10 protein-coding genes are annotated in these 16,864 nt (G+C 71.2%); 2 read left to right on the top strand and 8 right to left on the bottom strand.

The annotated features are described in order from the left end of the window. Positions 1-18: 18 nt before the first annotated feature. Positions 19-777 (top strand): TetR/AcrR family transcriptional regulator, encoded by a 759-nt coding sequence (locus AB0A69_RS02040; RefSeq protein WP_361414313.1) that lies wholly within the window; start codon positions 19-21, stop codon positions 775-777. Here AB0A69_RS02040 and AB0A69_RS02035 read toward each other — a convergent pair. The 8 genes from AB0A69_RS02035 to AB0A69_RS02000 form a co-directional block, all read right to left on the bottom strand. Then, the gene (locus AB0A69_RS02035; protein ID WP_361414311.1) at positions 762-1,112 is read right to left on the bottom strand and encodes a 5-carboxymethyl-2-hydroxymuconate Delta-isomerase; all 351 of its coding nucleotides are present in this window, start codon (positions 1,110-1,112) and stop codon (positions 762-764) included. The two genes, AB0A69_RS02040 and AB0A69_RS02035, sit on opposite strands and share 16 nt — an antisense overlap. A 143-nt stretch (positions 1,113-1,255) precedes the next feature. Beyond that, entirely contained in the window at positions 1,256-6,622 is a 5,367-nt protein-coding gene (gene pulA / locus AB0A69_RS02030; protein WP_361415159.1) for a pullulanase-type alpha-1,6-glucosidase, read from the bottom strand. Positions 6,623-6,733: 111 nt separating this feature from the next. Continuing rightward, positions 6,734-8,443, bottom strand: coding sequence for a carbohydrate-binding module family 20 domain-containing protein (locus tag AB0A69_RS02025; protein ID WP_361414309.1), 1,710 nt, complete (start codon positions 8,441-8,443; stop codon positions 6,734-6,736). A gap of 329 nt (positions 8,444-8,772) precedes the next feature. Further along, positions 8,773-9,846 (bottom strand): LacI family DNA-binding transcriptional regulator, encoded by a 1,074-nt coding sequence (locus AB0A69_RS02020; RefSeq protein WP_361415157.1) that lies wholly within the window; start codon positions 9,844-9,846, stop codon positions 8,773-8,775. Further along, entirely contained in the window at positions 9,831-11,492 is a 1,662-nt protein-coding gene (locus tag AB0A69_RS02015) for a glycoside hydrolase family 13 protein (protein WP_361414307.1), read from the bottom strand. The genes AB0A69_RS02020 and AB0A69_RS02015 overlap by 16 nt, the downstream gene beginning before the upstream one ends. An 83-nt stretch (positions 11,493-11,575) precedes the next feature. Then, on the bottom strand, positions 11,576-12,442 hold the full coding sequence (locus AB0A69_RS02010; protein WP_361415155.1) for a carbohydrate ABC transporter permease: 867 nt from the start codon (positions 12,440-12,442) through the stop codon (positions 11,576-11,578). 14 nt (positions 12,443-12,456) lie between these two features. After that, the gene (locus AB0A69_RS02005) at positions 12,457-13,482 is read right to left on the bottom strand and encodes a sugar ABC transporter permease (RefSeq protein WP_361414305.1); all 1,026 of its coding nucleotides are present in this window, start codon (positions 13,480-13,482) and stop codon (positions 12,457-12,459) included. A 24-nt stretch (positions 13,483-13,506) separates the two neighbouring features. Continuing rightward, the gene (locus tag AB0A69_RS02000) at positions 13,507-14,778 is read right to left on the bottom strand and encodes an extracellular solute-binding protein (RefSeq protein ID WP_361414303.1); all 1,272 of its coding nucleotides are present in this window, start codon (positions 14,776-14,778) and stop codon (positions 13,507-13,509) included. 342 nt (positions 14,779-15,120) lie between these two features. Here AB0A69_RS02000 and AB0A69_RS01995 point away from each other — a divergent pair, with 342 nt between their 5' ends. Then, complete coding sequence (locus tag AB0A69_RS01995) at positions 15,121-16,845, top strand: glycoside hydrolase family 13 protein (protein ID WP_361414302.1); 1,725 nt, start codon at positions 15,121-15,123, stop codon at positions 16,843-16,845. Positions 16,846-16,864: the final 19 nt, after the last annotated feature.

Below are 16,864 nucleotides of genomic sequence, written 5' to 3'. Positions count from 1 at the left end.
ACGGTTACGCTGTTCGGCATGACGACCGGGGTGCGCCGCAGGATGGGTGTCGAGGAGCGCAGACACCAGCTGATCGGTGTGGCACTGGAGCTGTTCAGCCGCCGTTCCCCCGAGGACGTGTCGATCGACGAGGTGGCCGCCGCGGCGGGCATCTCGCGGCCGCTGGTGTACCACTACTTCCCCGGTAAGCAGAGCCTGTACGAGGCCGCCCTGCGGCGCGCGGCGGACGAGCTGGCCGCCAGCTTCGAGGAGCCGCACGAGGGGCCGCTGGGCGCGCGGCTGCTGCGCGTGATGGGGCGCTTCTTCGGCTTCGTGGAGGACCACGGGCCGGGCTTCGCGGCGCTGATGCGCGGCGGACCGGCCGTCCCCGCAGGCGGAGCCTGCTCAGCAAGCACAGTCTCCACGACCCACGCGATGATCGACGAGGTGCGGCAGGCGGCGTACGAGCAGATCCTCGCCCACCTCGGCGTGACCGACCCACCCGCCCGGCTGGAGCTGGTCGTCCGGTCCTGGGTGTCGCTCGCCGAGTCGACGGCGCTGCTGTGGCTGGACGGGCGCCGCATCCCGCGCACCGAGCTGGAGCTCCAGCTGGTGCACGACTTCGCCGCGCTGGCGGCGGTGAGCGCCGCGTACGACGAGGAGATGGCGGCCCTGCTGGTCCGCATGTTCGCGGACGAGCCGGCCGACGGGCCGCTGGGCGACCTCATCGGCCGGCTGGGCGCGCTGCTGCCGGCGGTGCGGGCGCTGCCGCAGGTGCCGGCTCAGCGCCTGCGGTAGGACCTCTCGAAGTCGTGCGCCTCGGCGGAGAGGTGCACGGTCAGGCCCTCCACCGGCTTCACGTGGGAGGGGAGCAGGGCGAGGACGGCCTCCGTCAGCCGCCCCTTGACCTCGTCCGTACGGCCGGGTGCGAGCCGGATCGCGACATGGATCACCGCGCCCTCGCCGGAGCCGTCGCCCACGACCGTGTCCTCGGCGCGGCGGAAACGGGACTTGCAGTTGGTGACGCTGGTGCTGACGGTGTCGGCCACCACCGGGTGCAGGGCGAGCGCGAAGCCCCGCCGGTCGAAGGCGTCCTCCAGGGAGGCCGAGTAGTCGACTCTGATGTGCGGCATGGGCGTGGTCACTCCCGTCTCGTGTGACTCGTGCGAGTCGTGCGCCGTGTGAGTCGTGCGCCGTGCGAGTCGTGCGCCGCTTCACGATAAGCGGGCGCCCTGCCGTCGGCAGGGCGCCCGTGGTCAATCCGTCACCGATCTCCTCAGCTGCGGCTGAAAACCGCCACCGTACGGGCCGGAACCGTGAAGGTGCCCGAAGTCGCCTCGTACGACGACGTCTTGACCGCCGCGTCGGCGCCCCGCGCCTGGACCGGGTGCAGGGCGTAGCCCTGGCCGGCGAGCGCGGGCACCTTCTGGGCCTGCTCCCGCGGAGTGGCGTTGAAGACGACGACCAGGTCGCCCAGGCGCATGGTGATGACGCCCGGGGTCTCCTCCGTGCCGGAGAGCGGGAAGGAGAGCGCGGACTGGACCTGGTCGGCCGTGGCGAGGCGGAACGCCTTCTCCGTCGTACGGATCGTCAGCAGGTCCCGGTAGGCGGCGGAGGCGCCGGTGATCTGCGGGCAGCCCACCGTCAGGGAGGGCGACGACAGGAGCGGCTTGCCGAAGGACCACTTGTCCTTGTTGTCGGCGGCGGGCGGCAGGCCCCGCCCGAAGCCGTTGCCGGCCCGGCAGTCCCAGTTGAGGACGTTGAACCAGTCACCGCTGTCGTACGAGTTGCGGTCCAGCGACTTGGAGCGCAGCAGGTCGCTGCCCGCCTGGGAGAGCGCCGGGCCCTGGGAGAGGGCGGCGGTCGCCATGGCGAGGACCTGCATCCTGGCCCGGTCGTCGGGGGACGTGGCCGCCGGGAGCTTGAAGGCGAGCGCGTCGTACAGGGTCTCGTTGTCGTGGGCGTCCGCGTAGGCGAGGGCGTCGCCGGGGGCAGCGGCGTAGCCGGCGGGGGCGCCGTTGTAGTCGACCTCGGCCCCCTTGACCTTCTTCCCCGAGGTGTCGGTGAAGGTGTAGGAGGCGAGGTTGCCGGTCAGGCCGACCTTGATCAGGTCCTGGTAGTGCAGCAGGCGGGCCTTCTGCTCGGCCGGGGTGCCGTTCGCCTTCGAGGTGTTGGGGTCGGTGTAGAGGCCGGAGGCGAAGCCCTGGACGCCGGGGTCGGCGTCGAAGGGGCCGCCGCCGCGGACCGCGTCGCGCGCCCGGTCGGAGAAGGTCGCGATACCGGTGCCGGCCATGTTCTTCTGGGTGGCCTGGACGAAGCGGGCGTCATCGGCGATCTCGCCGAAGTTCCAGCCCTCCCCGTACAGGATGATCTTCTTGCCGTCGACGCCGTCGCGTTCGAGGGTGAGCTCGTCGAGGGCCTGGCGGACGGCGAGCATGTTGGCCTTGGGGTGGTGGCCCATGAGGTCGAAGCGGAAGCCGTCGACCTTGTACTCCTTCGCCCAGGTGACGACCGAGTCCACGACGAGCTTGCCCATCATCGTGTTCTCGGGCGCGGTGTTGGCGCAGCAGGTGGAGGTGGCGACGGTGCCGTCGGCCAGCAGCCGCTGGTAGTAGCCGGGCACGATCCGGTCCAGGACGGACTTCTCCGACTGGCCGCTCGCGACGGTGTGGTTGTAGACGACGTCCATGACGGTGCGCAGTCCGGCCTGGTTGAGGGACTGCACCATCCGCCGGAACTCGACCGTGCGGCGCGTGCCCTCCGGGTCGGAGGCGTACGAGCCCTCCGGGACGGTGTAGTGCAGCGGGTCGTAGCCCCAGTTGTACGCGTCCTTGGCGGCGGCCTTCGCCACGCACGCCTGCTGCTCGTCGGAGTCGGGCGCGTACGCCTTCAGGTCGCAGGCGGGCGCCGTCTGGTCGGACTTCTTCTCGGGGATGGTGCCGATGTCGAAAACGGGCAGCAGGTGGACGTACGAGGTGCCGCTCGCGGCCAGCTTCCTCAGGTGCTTCATGCCGTCGGACGTGGTGTCCGTGAAGGCGAGGTAGCCGCCGGGGTGCCGGGACGTACGGTCCGCGACCGAGAAGTCCCGAACGTGCAGCTCCTGGATCTGCGCGTCGCGCAGCGGGGTCGCGGCGGGCTTCTTCAGGGTCGCCCAGCCCGCCGGGGCGAGGGCCGGGTCGGCGAGGTCGGTGACCAGGCTGCGGGCGGAGTCGGTGGTGAGAGCGGTGGAGTAGGGGTCGGTGACCTTGTTGGTGACGACCTTCTGGACGCTGGGCGCCCAGACCGTCACCTCGTACCGGTAGGGCTTGTTCCGCCAGCTCGCCGGGCCCGTGACGGACCAGACGCCGGTGGCCGCGTCGCGCTTCATCGCCACGCGCTTGCCGTCGAGTTCGAGGGCCACGTTCTGCGCGGTGGGCGCCCAGACGGAGAGGGTGGGCCTGCCCTTGCGGAAGACGGGGCCGAGGCCGGCCTGCTGGGCCTTCGTGCCGTACAGGGCGTCGAGGACGCCCGGGATCTGGACGCCGGTCGCGGCGAGCAGGGCGCCGTTGGGGGCGCGGTGGGTGGCGATCAGCTGGCCGCGCAGGGCGTCACGCGCCCGGTCGCTGTCGCGCGGGTCGAGGGTGAAGGCCGGGTAGTCCTTGAGGTGCGGGTACGTCGCCTTCTGGGCGTCGGTGAGGGCCGACGGGGTGAGGCGCAGCCAGCGGCCCTCGTCGGAGAGGGCGCCGCCGGGGGCGGTGATGCCGCCGTCCCGGGCGTACACGAGCTGGGTGCTGGTGCCGGGGGCGGACTTCACCTTCCAGACGACGGTGTCGGCGTCGATCCACTGCGCCTCGGCCTTCGTGAGATCGAGGGCGGGTGCGGCGCCCGAGGTGGGCAGGAGGTAGCGGGTGTCGCCGGTGAGGAGCCAGACCTCCTTGCCGTACGTGCCGAAGTCGAGGGACCGGTCGGCGGGGATGTCCTTCTCGTCGCCCTTGTGGACGATGTAGGAGAGGGACGTGGCTCCTGCGGCGAGCGGTACCTCGAAGGTGAGGCCGAAGGCGTCCTTCTTCACGGGCTGGAGCGGCTTGGACCAGTCGGTGGGGGTGGCGGCGCCGGTCCAGGTGTGCAGGCCCCAGCCGTCGTAGTTCCCGTCGGGGCGGTGGTAGTGGATGACGGCCTTGCCCTGGTCCTGCGGCGGGTAGGCGCCGTCGGGGGCCTTGTCCGCCTGGCCGTCCGCGCCCTGCTTGATCCAGACCTCGCCGGTGGCGGAGAGGTCGAGGACGCGCTGCGGGCCGTCGGCGGTGCCCGCCTTCTCGACGGTGTACGGGACGGACGTCGTACCGTCCTCCACCTTGACCCAGGCGAAGGCGCCGTACGCGTCACGGCCGGTGAAGGCGGCGGTGGTGGAGCCGGTCCTCAGCTGCCAGCCGTCGTAGTCGCCGTCGGGGCGCTGGTAGTGGACGACGGCGTAGTCGCGGTCGACGGCGCTGGGCTTGCCGGGCTTGGGCGCCCGGCCGGCGGTGGTGGAGGCGAGGGCGCTCGCGGTGCGGCCGGTGCCGTCGACGACGACGGCCTTGTAGCGCAGGACCGTTCCCTCGGGGGCGGTGACGGTGTGGGTGACCTTGTACGGGGCGTGGTCGGCGGAACCGAGGACCTGCCACTTCCCGGTGCCCTGCTGGGCGGCGAAGACGACCCGGTTCAGGCCGCCGCCGTCGACGTCGGCGGTGACCTCGACGGTGCCGGTGGCTCCGGCGGCCGGGGCCTTGAGGGCGAGGGCGGGCTTGGTGGCCGGGGCCGGGACGGGCTTGCCCGCCTTGAGGACGACGGACGACAGGGCGGGGACGGTCAGCTTCAGATTCGCGCCGCTGCTCGTGACCGTGCCGGTGCCGCCGTACACGTGCCGGAAGGCCGTGTCCGGGGAGTCGGTGGTGACCTCCACGGTCTTCGGGACGGTGGCGTTGTTGACGGCGACGACGTACTCGGTGCGCGTCGTGGTGTCCGTACGGGAGAAGGCGTACACGCCCTGGCCGCTGTCGGCGTGGCGCTCGGTCTGGACGCCGTCGGCAAGGGCCGGGTGGGCCTTGCGGAGCTTTGCCAGCGCGGCGATGGAGCGGTAGAGGGGGTGGCCGGTGTCGTACGCGTCGGTGGCGTGCGTGCGGTCGGTGCCGAGCTGGTCGTCGTCGAGGTAGTCGGCGGTCTTCGACGCGAAGAGGGTCTGGCGGGCGTCCTTGTCGCCGCCCGCGCCGGTGAAGCCCTGCTCGTCGCCGTAGTAGACGACGGGGTTGCCACGGGTGAGGAACATCAGCTCGTTGGCGAGCCGGTAGCGGGCCAGGAGCTCCGTGTCGTCGGCGCCGGCGTTGTCCTGCTTCAGGAAGGTGCCGAAGCGGCCCATGTCGTGGCTGCCGAGGAAGGGCACCGACTCGTAGGCGTTGGCCTTGTCGGTGGTGTAGCGGTAGTCCTGCGCGAACAGCTCGGAGAGCTTGGCGGCGGGGCCGCCCTGCGAGGCGTACCGGCGGGCGGCGTCCTGGAAGGGGAAGTCGAGGGTGGCGTCGAGCCGGCCCCGGGTGACGTAGGGGGCGGTGACGGCCGGGTCGGACGAGTACACCTCGCCGAACATGAAGAAGTCGTCACGGCCGCGCTGGGCGGCGTACGCGTCGAGGGCGGTGGCCCACTGGGTCCAGAACTCGGTGTTGACGTGCTTGACCGTGTCGATGCGGAAGCCGTCGATGTCGAAGTCGCGCACCCAGCGCTGGTAGATCTTCTCCATGCCCTCGACGACCTCGGGGCGCTCGGTCCACAGGTCGTCCAGGCCCACGAAGTCGCCGTGCGTGGAGGACTCGCCGGCGAAGGTGGAGTCGCCCCGGTTGTGGTACATCGCGGGGTCGTTGAGCCAGGCGGGGACCTTGAGGTTCCGCTTCGCCTCGGGCACGACGGGCGCACGCGGGAAGGAGTCGAGGTCCGTCCTCGGGAAGCGCGTGGTCCCGTCGGCGTAGTCGGCGTCGTCGAAGGGGACGCCGTCCTTCGTCAGGTAGGGGAAGGCGCCCTTGGAGAGGTAGGAGGAGGACTTCTCCTTGTAGTCGACGACGTCGGCGGTGTGGTTGGTGATGACGTCGAAGAAGACCTTCATGCCCTTGGCGTGGGCCTTGTCGATGAGCCGCTCCAGGTCGGCGTTGGTGCCGAAGTGCGGGTCGACCTGGGTGAAGTCGGTGATCCAGTAGCCGTGGTAGCCGGCGCTGGCGTCCTTGCCCTCGCCCTGTACGGGCTGGTTCTTGAAGATCGGCGCCATCCAGATGGCGGTGGTGCCGAGGCCCTTGATGTAGTCGAGCTTCTCCGTCAGCCCCTTGAGGTCACCGCCCTGGTAGAAGCCCTTGTCGGCGGGGTCGTACCCGGTGGTGAGGCGCGTGCCGGTCAGCCCGCCGCGGTCGTTCTTCGGGTCGCCGTTGGCGAACCGGTCGGGCAGCACGAAGTAGAACTGCTCGCGCGTCAGGTCGTGCCGGGCCGGCTGGGCCGCGAGCGTCTTGTCCGAGGGCGGCGCGGGCGGCCTCGGCGCGGCGGCGGCCGGGAGCGCGGGCACGAGCGCGGCGAGCGTCGCCGCCGCGAGGGCGGCCGCGGCGGCGCGCGGCAGGGTTCTGGATCCGGCGGCGGATCCGGAGGGGAGCCGTATCAAGGCGGGTTCTCCTCGGGGAGGGTTAGGGAGAAGGGGCCCCGCGCCCGGGAAGCTCCGGGCGCGGGGCGTAGGGCGCGGGGCGTGGAACGGTGGGGTATCCCCTGGGGCTCAGGCGCGCCAGGTGTCGTTCAGGGCGACCTTCCCGGTGGCCGGGACGGTGGCCGTGCGGTTGGCGCCGCTCTCCCAGGTGACGTTCCCGGCGGCGTCCTTGCGGACGTACTTGTACGCGAAGGAGGTGCCGGCGGGGAGCGTCACGTCGAGCTTCCAGACGGGGTACGCGGCGGGGTCGAGCTTCAGGGCGGCGGCCGGGTTCCAGTTGCCGAGGGCGGCCTGGTCGCCGGTGACGTAGATGTTCTCGCCGGGGACGGTGGTGGCGTTGACGGCGAACGACGCGCCGCCGGCCACCGGCGTGGTGGTCCCGCCGCCGGTGCAGGTGCGCGCACCCGCGTGCAGTGCGACAGCCGTGCCCGCGCCGAGGGTGGCGGTGAACTGGCCGGAGCCGTTGACGGTCACGGTCCGGTTGGACTGGACGTCGCAGTAGTCGCCGGCGGGCAGCGACGTCTGGAAGGTGCGGGTGAGGGCGGACGTCTCGTGGTTCAGGGCCACGTACGCCTTGGTGCCGCGCCCGAAGGCGATGGCGTCGCCGCCGTTGTCCCACCAGTTCGTGACGCCCTGACCGCGGGCCACGTTCCGGAAGGCGACCATGGAGGCGACCTCGCGCCAGGAGTGCTGGCACTTCCAGCCGTCGCTGTAGCAGGCGTTCACCTGGCCGCCGGCGGGCGGGCCGGCGTCCTTGTCGGTCCACTCGTAGCCGGAGTGGACGTCCGGGGAGCCGTACGGCCAGGCCAGCATGAAGACGTTCGCCAGCGTGTAGGCGGAGCCGTTCTTGTAGTTCAGGGTGTCACCGACGCGCTCGGTGTCGTGGTTGTCGACGAAGACGGCGGACTTGCCGGACTCCATGTAGCCCCAGGCCTCGCCGAAGTTCTTCAGGTGGGCGAGGCTCTCGTTCTGGAACATCCGCTTCAGGTCGCGGGCGTAACGGAACTCCTGGACGTCGCCGTTGCCGAGGTACTCGCTGGGCGAGACGGCCTCGCCGGCGCCGTGTATCGCCTCCTGCTTCCAGTACGCGCCCGGGTTGGTCAGCTTCGCCTTGATGGCGGCGAGGTCGTTCGCCGGCATGTGCTTGGCGGCGTCGATCCGGAAGCCGTCGACACCGAGCGACAGCAGGTCGTTCAGGTAGCCGGCGATCTTGGTGCGGACGTACTCCTCGCCGGTGTCGAGGTCGGCGAGTCCGACGAGCTCGCAGTTCTGGACGTTGGCGCGGTCCTGGTAGGTGGTGATCTGGGCCGTGCAGTCGTCCATGTCCGGGGCGGAGTACAGGCCGGGGTAGCCGTACTTGGTGTACGCGCTGCCGCCGGTGCCGGTGCCGTTGCCGGCCGCCATGTGGTTGATGACGGTGTCGGCGACGACCTTGACGCCCGCGCCGTGGCAGGCGTCGACCATGTTCTTGAACGCGGCGCGGTCGCCGAGACGGCCCGCGATCTTGTAGCTGACGGGCTGGTACGAGGTCCACCACTGGCCGCCCTGGATGTGCTCCTGCGGCGGCGAGACCTGGACGTAGCCGTATCCGGCCGGGCCGAGCTGCTCGGTGCAGGCCTTCGCCACGGAGGCGAAGTTCCACTCGAAGAGCACGGCGGTGACGTCCTTGGTCCCGGGCGGCGCGGCCTGCGCGGGGGTGGGGGGCGCCGTGAGGGCGACCGCGGCCCCCGCCACGACGGTGGCGAGGGCGAGCGCGGCGGCCACGGGCTTTCTGGCCATGTTTCCTCCTGGGGAAGGGAGGTGCGGATGCAACGGTGCAGCCTCGTGCGGCAACGCGCCATGCCCGCAAGGCCTGTGGAGTTGAAGGTTCTTGCTGCAAGAAAGCAGCAACAGTTTTCGGTCGAGACCGTACGAGCCGCCCGGCCTCCGGTCAACCCCTCGGACACAGTCCGGTTACACCCTGGAAATCCGCGGGTGTCCTCGCTGCAAGCTCTTTCGCAAGCAGTTGCAGCGGTGCTACTTTCAACCAGCGCTCCGGTCCGGTCGGCCGAGGGTCCCCGTCAACCCGGGGCTCCCACGCGCCCGGCCGACCGGGCCGGTTACCCCCCTTACCGGCGCTGCGCGGTCGAACCCCGGACCACGAGCTCCGGCTGGAAGACGAACTCCGTGCGCTGCACCGGATTCCCGTCGATCTCCTCCAGCAGCGCGTCGACCGCCGCCGTCGCCATCGCCTGCACCGGCTGGCGCACCGTGGTCAGCGGCGGGTCCGTGAACGCGATGAGCGGCGAGTCGTCGAACCCGACGACCGACACGTCCCCGGGCACGTCGAGCCCGCGCCCGCGCACCGCGCGGATCGCGCCGAGCGCCATCAGGTCGCTGCCGCACACGATCCCCGTACAGCCCTGGTCGAGGAGCTCGGCCGCCGCCGCGTGCCCGCCCTCGACGCCGAACAGCGTGGACCGCACCAGCGGTTCCACCTCCTCGCGGCCGAGGCCCAGCAGCGCGCGCAGCGCCGCCGTGAAGCCTTCGGCCTTGCGGCGCGACGGCACGTACCGGGTCGGGCCGATGGCGAGGCCGATGCGCTCGTGACCGAGCTCCACCAGGTGCCGTACGGCCATGCGGGCGGCGGAGCGGTCGTCGGGCGAGACGAAGTGCGCGTCGATGTGCTCGTTGAAGCCGTTGATGAGCACGAACGGCACGCCCCGCGCGGCCAGCCGGGCGTACCGGGCCGGGTCGGCGGCGGAGTCGGCGTGCAGGCCGGACAGGAAGACGATGCCGGTGACGCCCCGCTCCTCCAACTGCTCGACGAGCTCGTCCTCGGTGGCGCCGCCCGGCATCTGCGTACACAGCACCGGGGTGTAGCCGTGAGCCGCCAGCACCTGCTCGATGACCTGCGCGAACGCCGGGAAGATGGGGTTGGTCAGCTCGGGGATGACGAGCCCCACCAGGCCGGCGCTGCGGCGCTTGAGCCGTACGGGCCGTTCGTAGCCGAGGACGTCGAGGGCGGCGAGCACCCGGGTACGGGTCCCGCCCGCGACGCCCGCCTTGCCGTTGAGGACCCGGCTCACGGTGGCCTCGCTGACACCGGCCTGCGCCGCGATGTCGGCGAGCCGCGGGGCGCCCCCTCCTCCGTCGCCCCGCGGCTCACCGGACGGCACGAAGGCCGTCACACCGCCCACCAGACGGTGGTGTCGGCGGGTACCTCGGTGGTGCCGTCGACGCTGGTGCGCACCCGCTCGCTGGCGAGCAGCATCCGGCCGGGCACCTCGATGCGTATCGCCTCGCCGGTGGTGTTGGCCGTGCACACGAAGCCGTCGCGGCGGAAGGCCAGCAGCCCCTCGGGGGCGTCCAGCCACTCCACCTCGTCGCCCGCGCCCAGCCCCGGCTGCTCGCGGCGCACCGCCAGCGCGGCGCGGTACAGCTCCAGCGTCGAGGACGGGTCGCCGGTCTGGGCCTCGACGCTCAGGGCGGCCCAGCTCGCGGGCTGCGGGAGCCAGCTGCCGCCGGCGCCGAAGCCGTACGACGAGCCGTCCACGGTCCACGGGATGGGCACGCGGCAGCCGTCGCGGAAGCCGTCCTGGCCGGTGGCGCGGAAGAACGACGGGTCCTGGCGCACCTCGTCGGGCAGGTCGGTGACGTCCGGCAGGCCGAGCTCCTCGCCCTGGTAGACGTACGCGGAGCCGGGCAGCGCCAGCATCAGCAGGGTGGCGGCGCGGGCCCGGCGCAGCCCGAGCTCCCGGTCGCCGGGCGTGCGCAGCTGGGTGCCGAGGCCGGCCGGGTTGGCGAACCGGGTGGCGTGGCGGGTCACGTCGTGGTTGGACAGCACCCAGGTGGTCGGGGCGCCGACGGGGCGCATCGCGGCGAGCGAGGCGTCGATGACCTTGCGCAGCTCGGCGGCGTCCCAGTGGGTGCCGAGGTACTGGAAGTTGAAGGCCTGGTGCATCTCGTCGGGGCGCACGTAGTTCGCGGTGCGCTCGACGGTCGGGGTCCACGCCTCGGCGACGAGCACGCGCTCGCCGTCGTACTCCTCCAGGACCTGGCGCCAGGAGCGGTAGATCTCGTGGACACCGTCCTGGTCGAAGAAGGGCATCACGTCGTTGCCGAGCAGCTTGAGCTGGTCGTGCGAGCCGATGTCGGGCAGGCCGTCGGCCTTGACGAGCCCGTGGGCGACGTCCACGCGGAAGCCGTCGACGCCCATGTCGAGCCAGAAGCGCAGGATGGAGCGGAACTCGTCGCGTACGGCGGGGTGTTCCCAGTTGAAGTCGGGCTGCTCGGGCGCGAAGAGGTGCAGGTACCACTCGCCGTCCTCGACGCGCGTCCAGGCGGGGCCGCCGAAAATGGACTCCCAGTCGTTCGGGGGCAGTTCCCCGTGCGCGCCCTTCCCCTTGCGGAAGTGGTAGCGCTCGCGCAGCGGCGACCCGGGGCCCTCGCGCAGGGCGCGCTGGAACCACTCGTGCTGGTCGGAGGAGTGGTTGGGGACGAGGTCGACGATGATGCGCAGGCCGAGCGCGTGGGCGTCGCGGATCAGCGCGTCGGCGTCCAGCAGGGAGCCGAACATGGGGTCGATGGCGCGGTAGTCGGCGACGTCGTAGCCGGCGTCGGCCTGCGGCGAGGCGTAGAAGGGGCTGAGCCAGACGGCGTCGACGCCGAGCTCCTTCAGGTACGGCAGCCGGCTGCGGATGCCTTCCAGGTCGCCCATGCCGTCGCCGTTGCCGTCGGCGAAGCTGCGCGGATAGACCTGGTAGATCACCGCGTCTCTCCACCAGCCCGTGTGCGTGCCGGTGGTTCCGGTTGCGGAGGGGGCGGGGGCAGCGAGGTGCTGGGTCATGTCTTCCCTGGAGTCATGAGGAGTGGAGCGGTGACCGGTCCGGTGTCAGGCACGGACCGGTCACCGCAGACCGGGACGGAGGTTCAGGACTTGGTGGCACCGGCGGTCAGTCCGGAGACCAGGTGCCGCTGGACGAGGCCGAAGATGACGGCGGCGGGCAGCGCGATGAGCACGGCGGCGGCGGTCAGCGAGCCCCAGTCGGCGGTGTACTGGTTGACGAAGGTCTGCAGGCCGCCCGCGAGGGTGAGGTTCTCCTCGCCCGTCATGAAGGCGGAGGCGTAGGCGACCTCGGCCCAGCCGGTGATGAAGGTGTAGAACGCCGTGACGGCGAGGCCGGGCTTGGCGAGCGGCATGATGAGCCGCCAGAAGGTGCCGAACGGGGTCAGTCCGTCCACCCGGCCCGCCTCGTCGATCTCGGCCGGGATGCCGTCGAAGTAGCCCTTCATCATCCAGGCGCAGAACGGCACGGCGACGGTCAGGTACGTGACGACCAGGCCGACCGGCTGGTTGAGCAGCCCCATCGAGGCGAGCAGGTTGTACAGCGGCACGATCAGCACCGCGACCGGGAACATCTGGGTGATCAGCAGCATCCACATCAGCGGGCGCAGGCCCGGGAAGCGGAAGCGGCTGACGGCGTACCCGGTGGTGGCGGAGATGAAGACGCCGACGACGGTGGTGATGCCGACGACGATCAGCGAGTTGCCGAGCCAGGACAGGAACTGGGTGTCGTTGACGACGTGGGTGTAGTTCCCGAGGGTGAAGTTCTTGACGAGCGAGGTGTCGAAGGCGTCGGTCTTCGGCTTGAAGGAGGTGATGACCAGCCACAGCGGCGGGAAGACCGCGATGACGGTGGCGGCCAGCAGCGTCAGGTGCAGGCCGACGGAGGCCAGCGGGGACCGCTCCTCGCGGCCGCGGACCTTGCGGGCCTTACCGGAACCGGTCTTACGGATCTGGGTCGCGGTGCTCACCACATGTCTCCCTGCTTCTTGAGCGCACGGCGGTAGACCACCGCGAAGAGCGACAGGAGCAGCAGGATCACCACGCCCCAGGCCGCGGAGGCCGCGTAGTCGCGCGGGCTGACGACGAACGAGAGCCGGTAGGCGTACGTCACGAGGATCTCGGTGGCGTCGCCGGGCCCGCCCCGGGTCAGCAGGAAGATCACCGGGAACATGTTGAAGGTCCAGATGCAGCTGAGCAGCGTGACCGTCGCGGAGACCGGCCGCAGGCCGGGCAGCGTGATGTGCCGGAACCGCTGCCAGGGGGTCGCGCCGTCCATCTCGGCGGCCTCGTACAGCTCACCGGGGATGGCCTGGAGCCCGCCGAGCAGGGCGACGAGCATGAAGGGCACGCCGATCCAGACGTTGACGGCGATGACGGAGATCTTCGCCCAGGTCGGGTCGTTGAGCCAGGAGACGGCGTCGATGCCGCCGCCCGCGAGCAGCTTGTTGAACAGGCCGCTGCGCTCGTTGAAGAGCAGCTTCCAGGTGAAGACGGACACGAAGGCGGGCACGGCCCACGGCAGGACGAGGGCCATGCGGTAGAAGGCGCGGCCCTTGATCTTCCGGTTGAGCAGGGTGGCGAGGGCCAGGCCGAGCGTGAAGGAGAGCGACACGCAGGCGACGGTCCACACCACGGTCCAGCCGAGCCGGTCCCAGAAGACGCCGTCGGTGAGGATCGCCTTGTAGTTGTCGAGACCCACGGACTGGTACGTCGCGGGAATGTGGTTGACGCCGATCGTGCGCTCGACGTTGGCTTCGTTCGCGTCGGTGAGCGACAGGTAGACGCCGCGCACGAGCGGGTAGCCGATGATCACGCCGATCACGGCGACGACCGGAGCGACCATGCTCCAGGCGTACCAGTGAGTGGTCAGCGCCCTGCGCAGCCGGCCCGGGCTCGTGGGCCCGGGGGTCTTCTCAGTGCGGCGGCCGCGGCCGCGGGCGCTGTGGGCGCCCGCGGCGGTGGCCTCCGACTGGCTGGTCTCGACAGCCATGGGTCGGTCAGCCCTTCTCACTGCTTACTTGTAGTCCTTGAGCATCTTGCGGTAGGCGTCGCCGGTCTCCTGGGCGGCCTTCTCCGGGGTGGTCCTGCCGCCCAGGACGTTGGCCATCTGCAGGCGGATCGGCTCGAAGAGCGCGTTGCCCTGCGGGATCCAGGGGCGCTCGACGGCCTTGTCGACCGCGGGCTTGAAGAACTTGACCATCTCGTTGTCCGCGACGGACGGCTGCGTGTAGACCGACAGGCGGGTCGGCAGCAGGCTGAGCTTCTCGGTGGTCTGCTGCTGGACCTTGGCGGAGCTCATGTAGCGGGCGAACTCGTACGACGCGTCGAGGTTCTTGGACCCGGCGTAGACGGAGAGGTTCCAGCCGCCCTGCGGGGAGCCCTGCGCGGCGCTGCCGGCGGGGACGGGCGCGATGCCGAGGTTGGCCGGGTCCTTGAACTCGGCGCCGGCGCGGGAGTCGGCGATGGCCCACGGGCCGTTGAGCATCATCGCGACCTTGCCGGACTTGAAGGCGTTCTGCATGTTGTTCCAGCCGTCGGAGGCGTCGGTGATCGCCGCCTTCGAGTCGACCAGGTCCTTGATGGTCGTGAACGCCTTGACGCCCGCCGGGTCGTCGATGGTGACGGCCTTGGACTTGGCGTCGACCATGTCGCCGCCCTCGCCGTACAGGAAGGAGAGGAACCAGTACGGGTCGTCGCCGCGGAGGTAGAGGCCGGTCTTGCCGGGCGACTTCTCGCTGATCTTCTTGGATGCGGCCTTGAGCTCCTCGATGTTCTTCGGGACCTCGACGCCGGCGTCCTTGAGCATCTTCTTGTTGTAGAAGAGCGCCATGGTGTCGATGACCTGCGGCACGGCGTAGGTCTTGCCGTTGAACTTGGTGGACGCGGCGGCCTGCGGCAGCCAGTCGACCTCGTTCTCGACGGCACGGGTGCCGTCCAGCGGGGCGAGGTACCCCAGGTTGGCGAAGTCGGCGACCCAGGCGACCTCGGTGCGCATCACGTCGGGCGCTCCGGAGTTGCCGCCGGCGGCGTTCTTGAACTTGGCGTTGGCCTCGCCGAACGACACGCTGACGTAGTTGACCTTCACCTTGGGGTGCAGCTTGGTGAAGCCCTCGGCCAGCGCCTTGTAGGTGGGCTTCTCCGCCTCGTTCGAGGTGTCCCAGAAGGTGACGGTGCCGGAGAGCTCGCCCGAGCTCTTCTTGCCGCCGTCGCCCTCTCCGCCGCCGCAGGCCGCCATCGTGAGGCCGAGGGCCGCGACCAGCGCGGTGGCCGCTATGCCACGCCGCATGTGAACTCCTTCAACTGATCCCGGGAAGACGAAGGCGTACTCGCCTCCTGCCGACCGCTCCCTCGCGGCGCGCCGGGCTGGCAGGAACGTAACAGGGATGAAAACTTGCCGAAAGAGCTTGCGGGAATTTTCTGCAAGCACGGGTGATCGTTACATTCGCGTGTCCCTACAGTTGCCGATACATCGCTTGACACGCCCGTACGGATGGGTTGCGGACCCCTGGAAGCCTCTGCAAGCCTTTTCAGAAGTCGTTGCAGACACATTGCAGGACCGTTTCACGCCCACTCCCACCTCGTTGCCTGTACGTAGCCCCCATCCCGGCCCACCGAGAGGGACCCGCGCATGCCCCACGAGCTCACCTCGCCCGTCCAGGCACCCGAGGACGCGTGCCTCGCCGGCGCCGCCGCAACCGGCTGGTGGCGGGACGCCGTCATCTACCAGGTGTACGTCCGCTCCTTCGCCGACAGCGACGGCGACGGCATCGGCGACCTGCGCGGCGCCCGGGAGCGGCTGGAGCACCTGGTGGAGCTGGGCGCGGACGCCGTGTGGCTCACGCCGTTCTACGCCTCGCCCCAGGCGGACGGCGGGTACGACGTCGCCGACTACCGCGCCGTCGACCCCGTCTTCGGCGGCCTCGCGGACGCCGACGACCTGGTGCGCCGGGCCCACGAACTGGGGCTGCGGGTGATCGTCGACATCGTCCCGAACCACACCTCCGACCGGCACCCGTGGTTCCGGGAGGCGCTGGCGGGCACGGGCCGCGAGCGCTACCACTTCCGCGCCGGCCGGGGCCCGGACGGCTCGCTGCCACCCAACGACTGGGAGTCGGTCTTCGGCGGCCCGGCCTGGACCCGCGTCCCGGACGGCGCCTGGTACCTGCACCTCTTCGCGCCCGAGCAGCCGGATCTGAACTGGGACCACGAGGAGGTACGGGCCGAGTTCGAGTCGGTGCTGCGGTTCTGGCTGGACCTGGGCGTCGACGGGTTCCGCGTCGACGTCGCGCACGGCATGGTGAAGGCGCCCGGCATGCCCGACATCGGCCACGGCGAGCAGGCCCGGCTGATCGGCACCCAGCAGCTGCCCTTCTTCGACCAGGACGGCGTCCACGAGATCCACCGCGCGTGGCGGCGGCTGCTCGACTCCTACGGCGGCGAGCGCATCGGCGTCGCCGAGGCGTGGGCCCCGTCGGCGGAGCGCCTCGCGCTCTACGTCCGCCCCGACGAGCTGCACCAGGCGTTCAACTTCCAGTTCCTCAACTGCCCGTGGGACGCCGACTGCCTGCACCGGGTCATCGACGACTCCCTGCGCGCCACCACCTCGGTGGGCGCCCCGACCACGTGGGTGCTCTCCAACCACGACGTCGTACGCCATCCCTCCCGGTACGGCCACGGCGAGGCGGGCCTGCGGCGCGCGCGGGCGGCCGCGCTGCTGATGCTGGCCCTGCCCGGCTCGGTCTACCTCTACCAGGGCGAGGAGCTGGGGCTGCCCGAGGTCACGGAGCTGCCGGACGAGGTGCGCCAGGACCCGGCGTTCCTGCGCGGCGAGGGCCAGGACGGGCTGCGCGACGGCTGCCGCGTGCCGATCCCGTGGACCACCGAGGGCCCCTCGTACGGCTTCGGGCCGGGCGGCAGCTGGCTCCCGCAGCCCGCCGCCTGGGGAGGCCTGAGCGTCGAGGCCCAGACCGGCGACCCGGCCTCCACGCTGGAGCTCTACCGGGGCGCCCTCGCCCTGCGCCGCACCCACCCGGCCCTCGGCGCGGGCGACGGCGTGGAGTGGCTCCCGGCGCCGCGCGGTGTGCTCGCCTTCCGCCGCCGCGCCGGTGACGCGGTCTTCGTCTGCACGGTGAACCTCGGCGGCGAGCCGGTGGAATTCCCCGTTCCGGGGCGGCTGCTGCTCGCGAGCGCGCCACCCGTGCCGCAGGGCGCCGACTTCGCGTACGCCGACTTCGCGAACACCGAGGGCAAAGTGCCCGCGCCGGCGCGCGAGTTGCCGGACGGCGCCGAGCCCGGCGACAGCGGGCGGACGGTCCTCCTCGCCCCCGATTCCTGCGTCTGGTGGGCAAGCTGACGTGCGGCCGGTACAGTCG

Source organism: Streptomyces sp. NPDC045431 (assembly GCF_040646655.1).
Taxonomy (GTDB): Bacteria; Actinomycetota; Actinomycetes; order Streptomycetales; family Streptomycetaceae; genus Streptomyces.
Note: the sequence above shows the minus strand (reverse complement) of the source record. Positions and strands in the feature narration are given on the sequence as shown.

What these genes read in the sequence shown, in the direction of transcription:
- AB0A69_RS02005 (WP_361414305.1), bottom strand. Translation starts at nt 13,482, where the DNA reads ATGGCTGTCGAGACCAGCCAGTCGGAGGCCACCGCCGCGGGCGCCCAC.
- AB0A69_RS02025 (WP_361414309.1), bottom strand. Translation starts at nt 8,443, where the DNA reads ATGGCCAGAAAGCCCGTGGCCGCCGCGCTCGCCCTCGCCACCGTCGTG.
- AB0A69_RS02040 (WP_361414313.1), top strand. Translation starts at nt 19, where the DNA reads ATGACGACCGGGGTGCGCCGCAGGATGGGTGTCGAGGAGCGCAGACAC.
- AB0A69_RS02015 (WP_361414307.1), bottom strand. Translation starts at nt 11,492, where the DNA reads ATGACCCAGCACCTCGCTGCCCCCGCCCCCTCCGCAACCGGAACCACC.
- AB0A69_RS02035 (WP_361414311.1), bottom strand. Translation starts at nt 1,112, where the DNA reads ATGCCGCACATCAGAGTCGACTACTCGGCCTCCCTGGAGGACGCCTTC.
- AB0A69_RS01995 (WP_361414302.1), top strand. Translation starts at nt 15,121, where the DNA reads ATGCCCCACGAGCTCACCTCGCCCGTCCAGGCACCCGAGGACGCGTGC.
- AB0A69_RS02000 (WP_361414303.1), bottom strand. Translation starts at nt 14,778, where the DNA reads ATGCGGCGTGGCATAGCGGCCACCGCGCTGGTCGCGGCCCTCGGCCTC.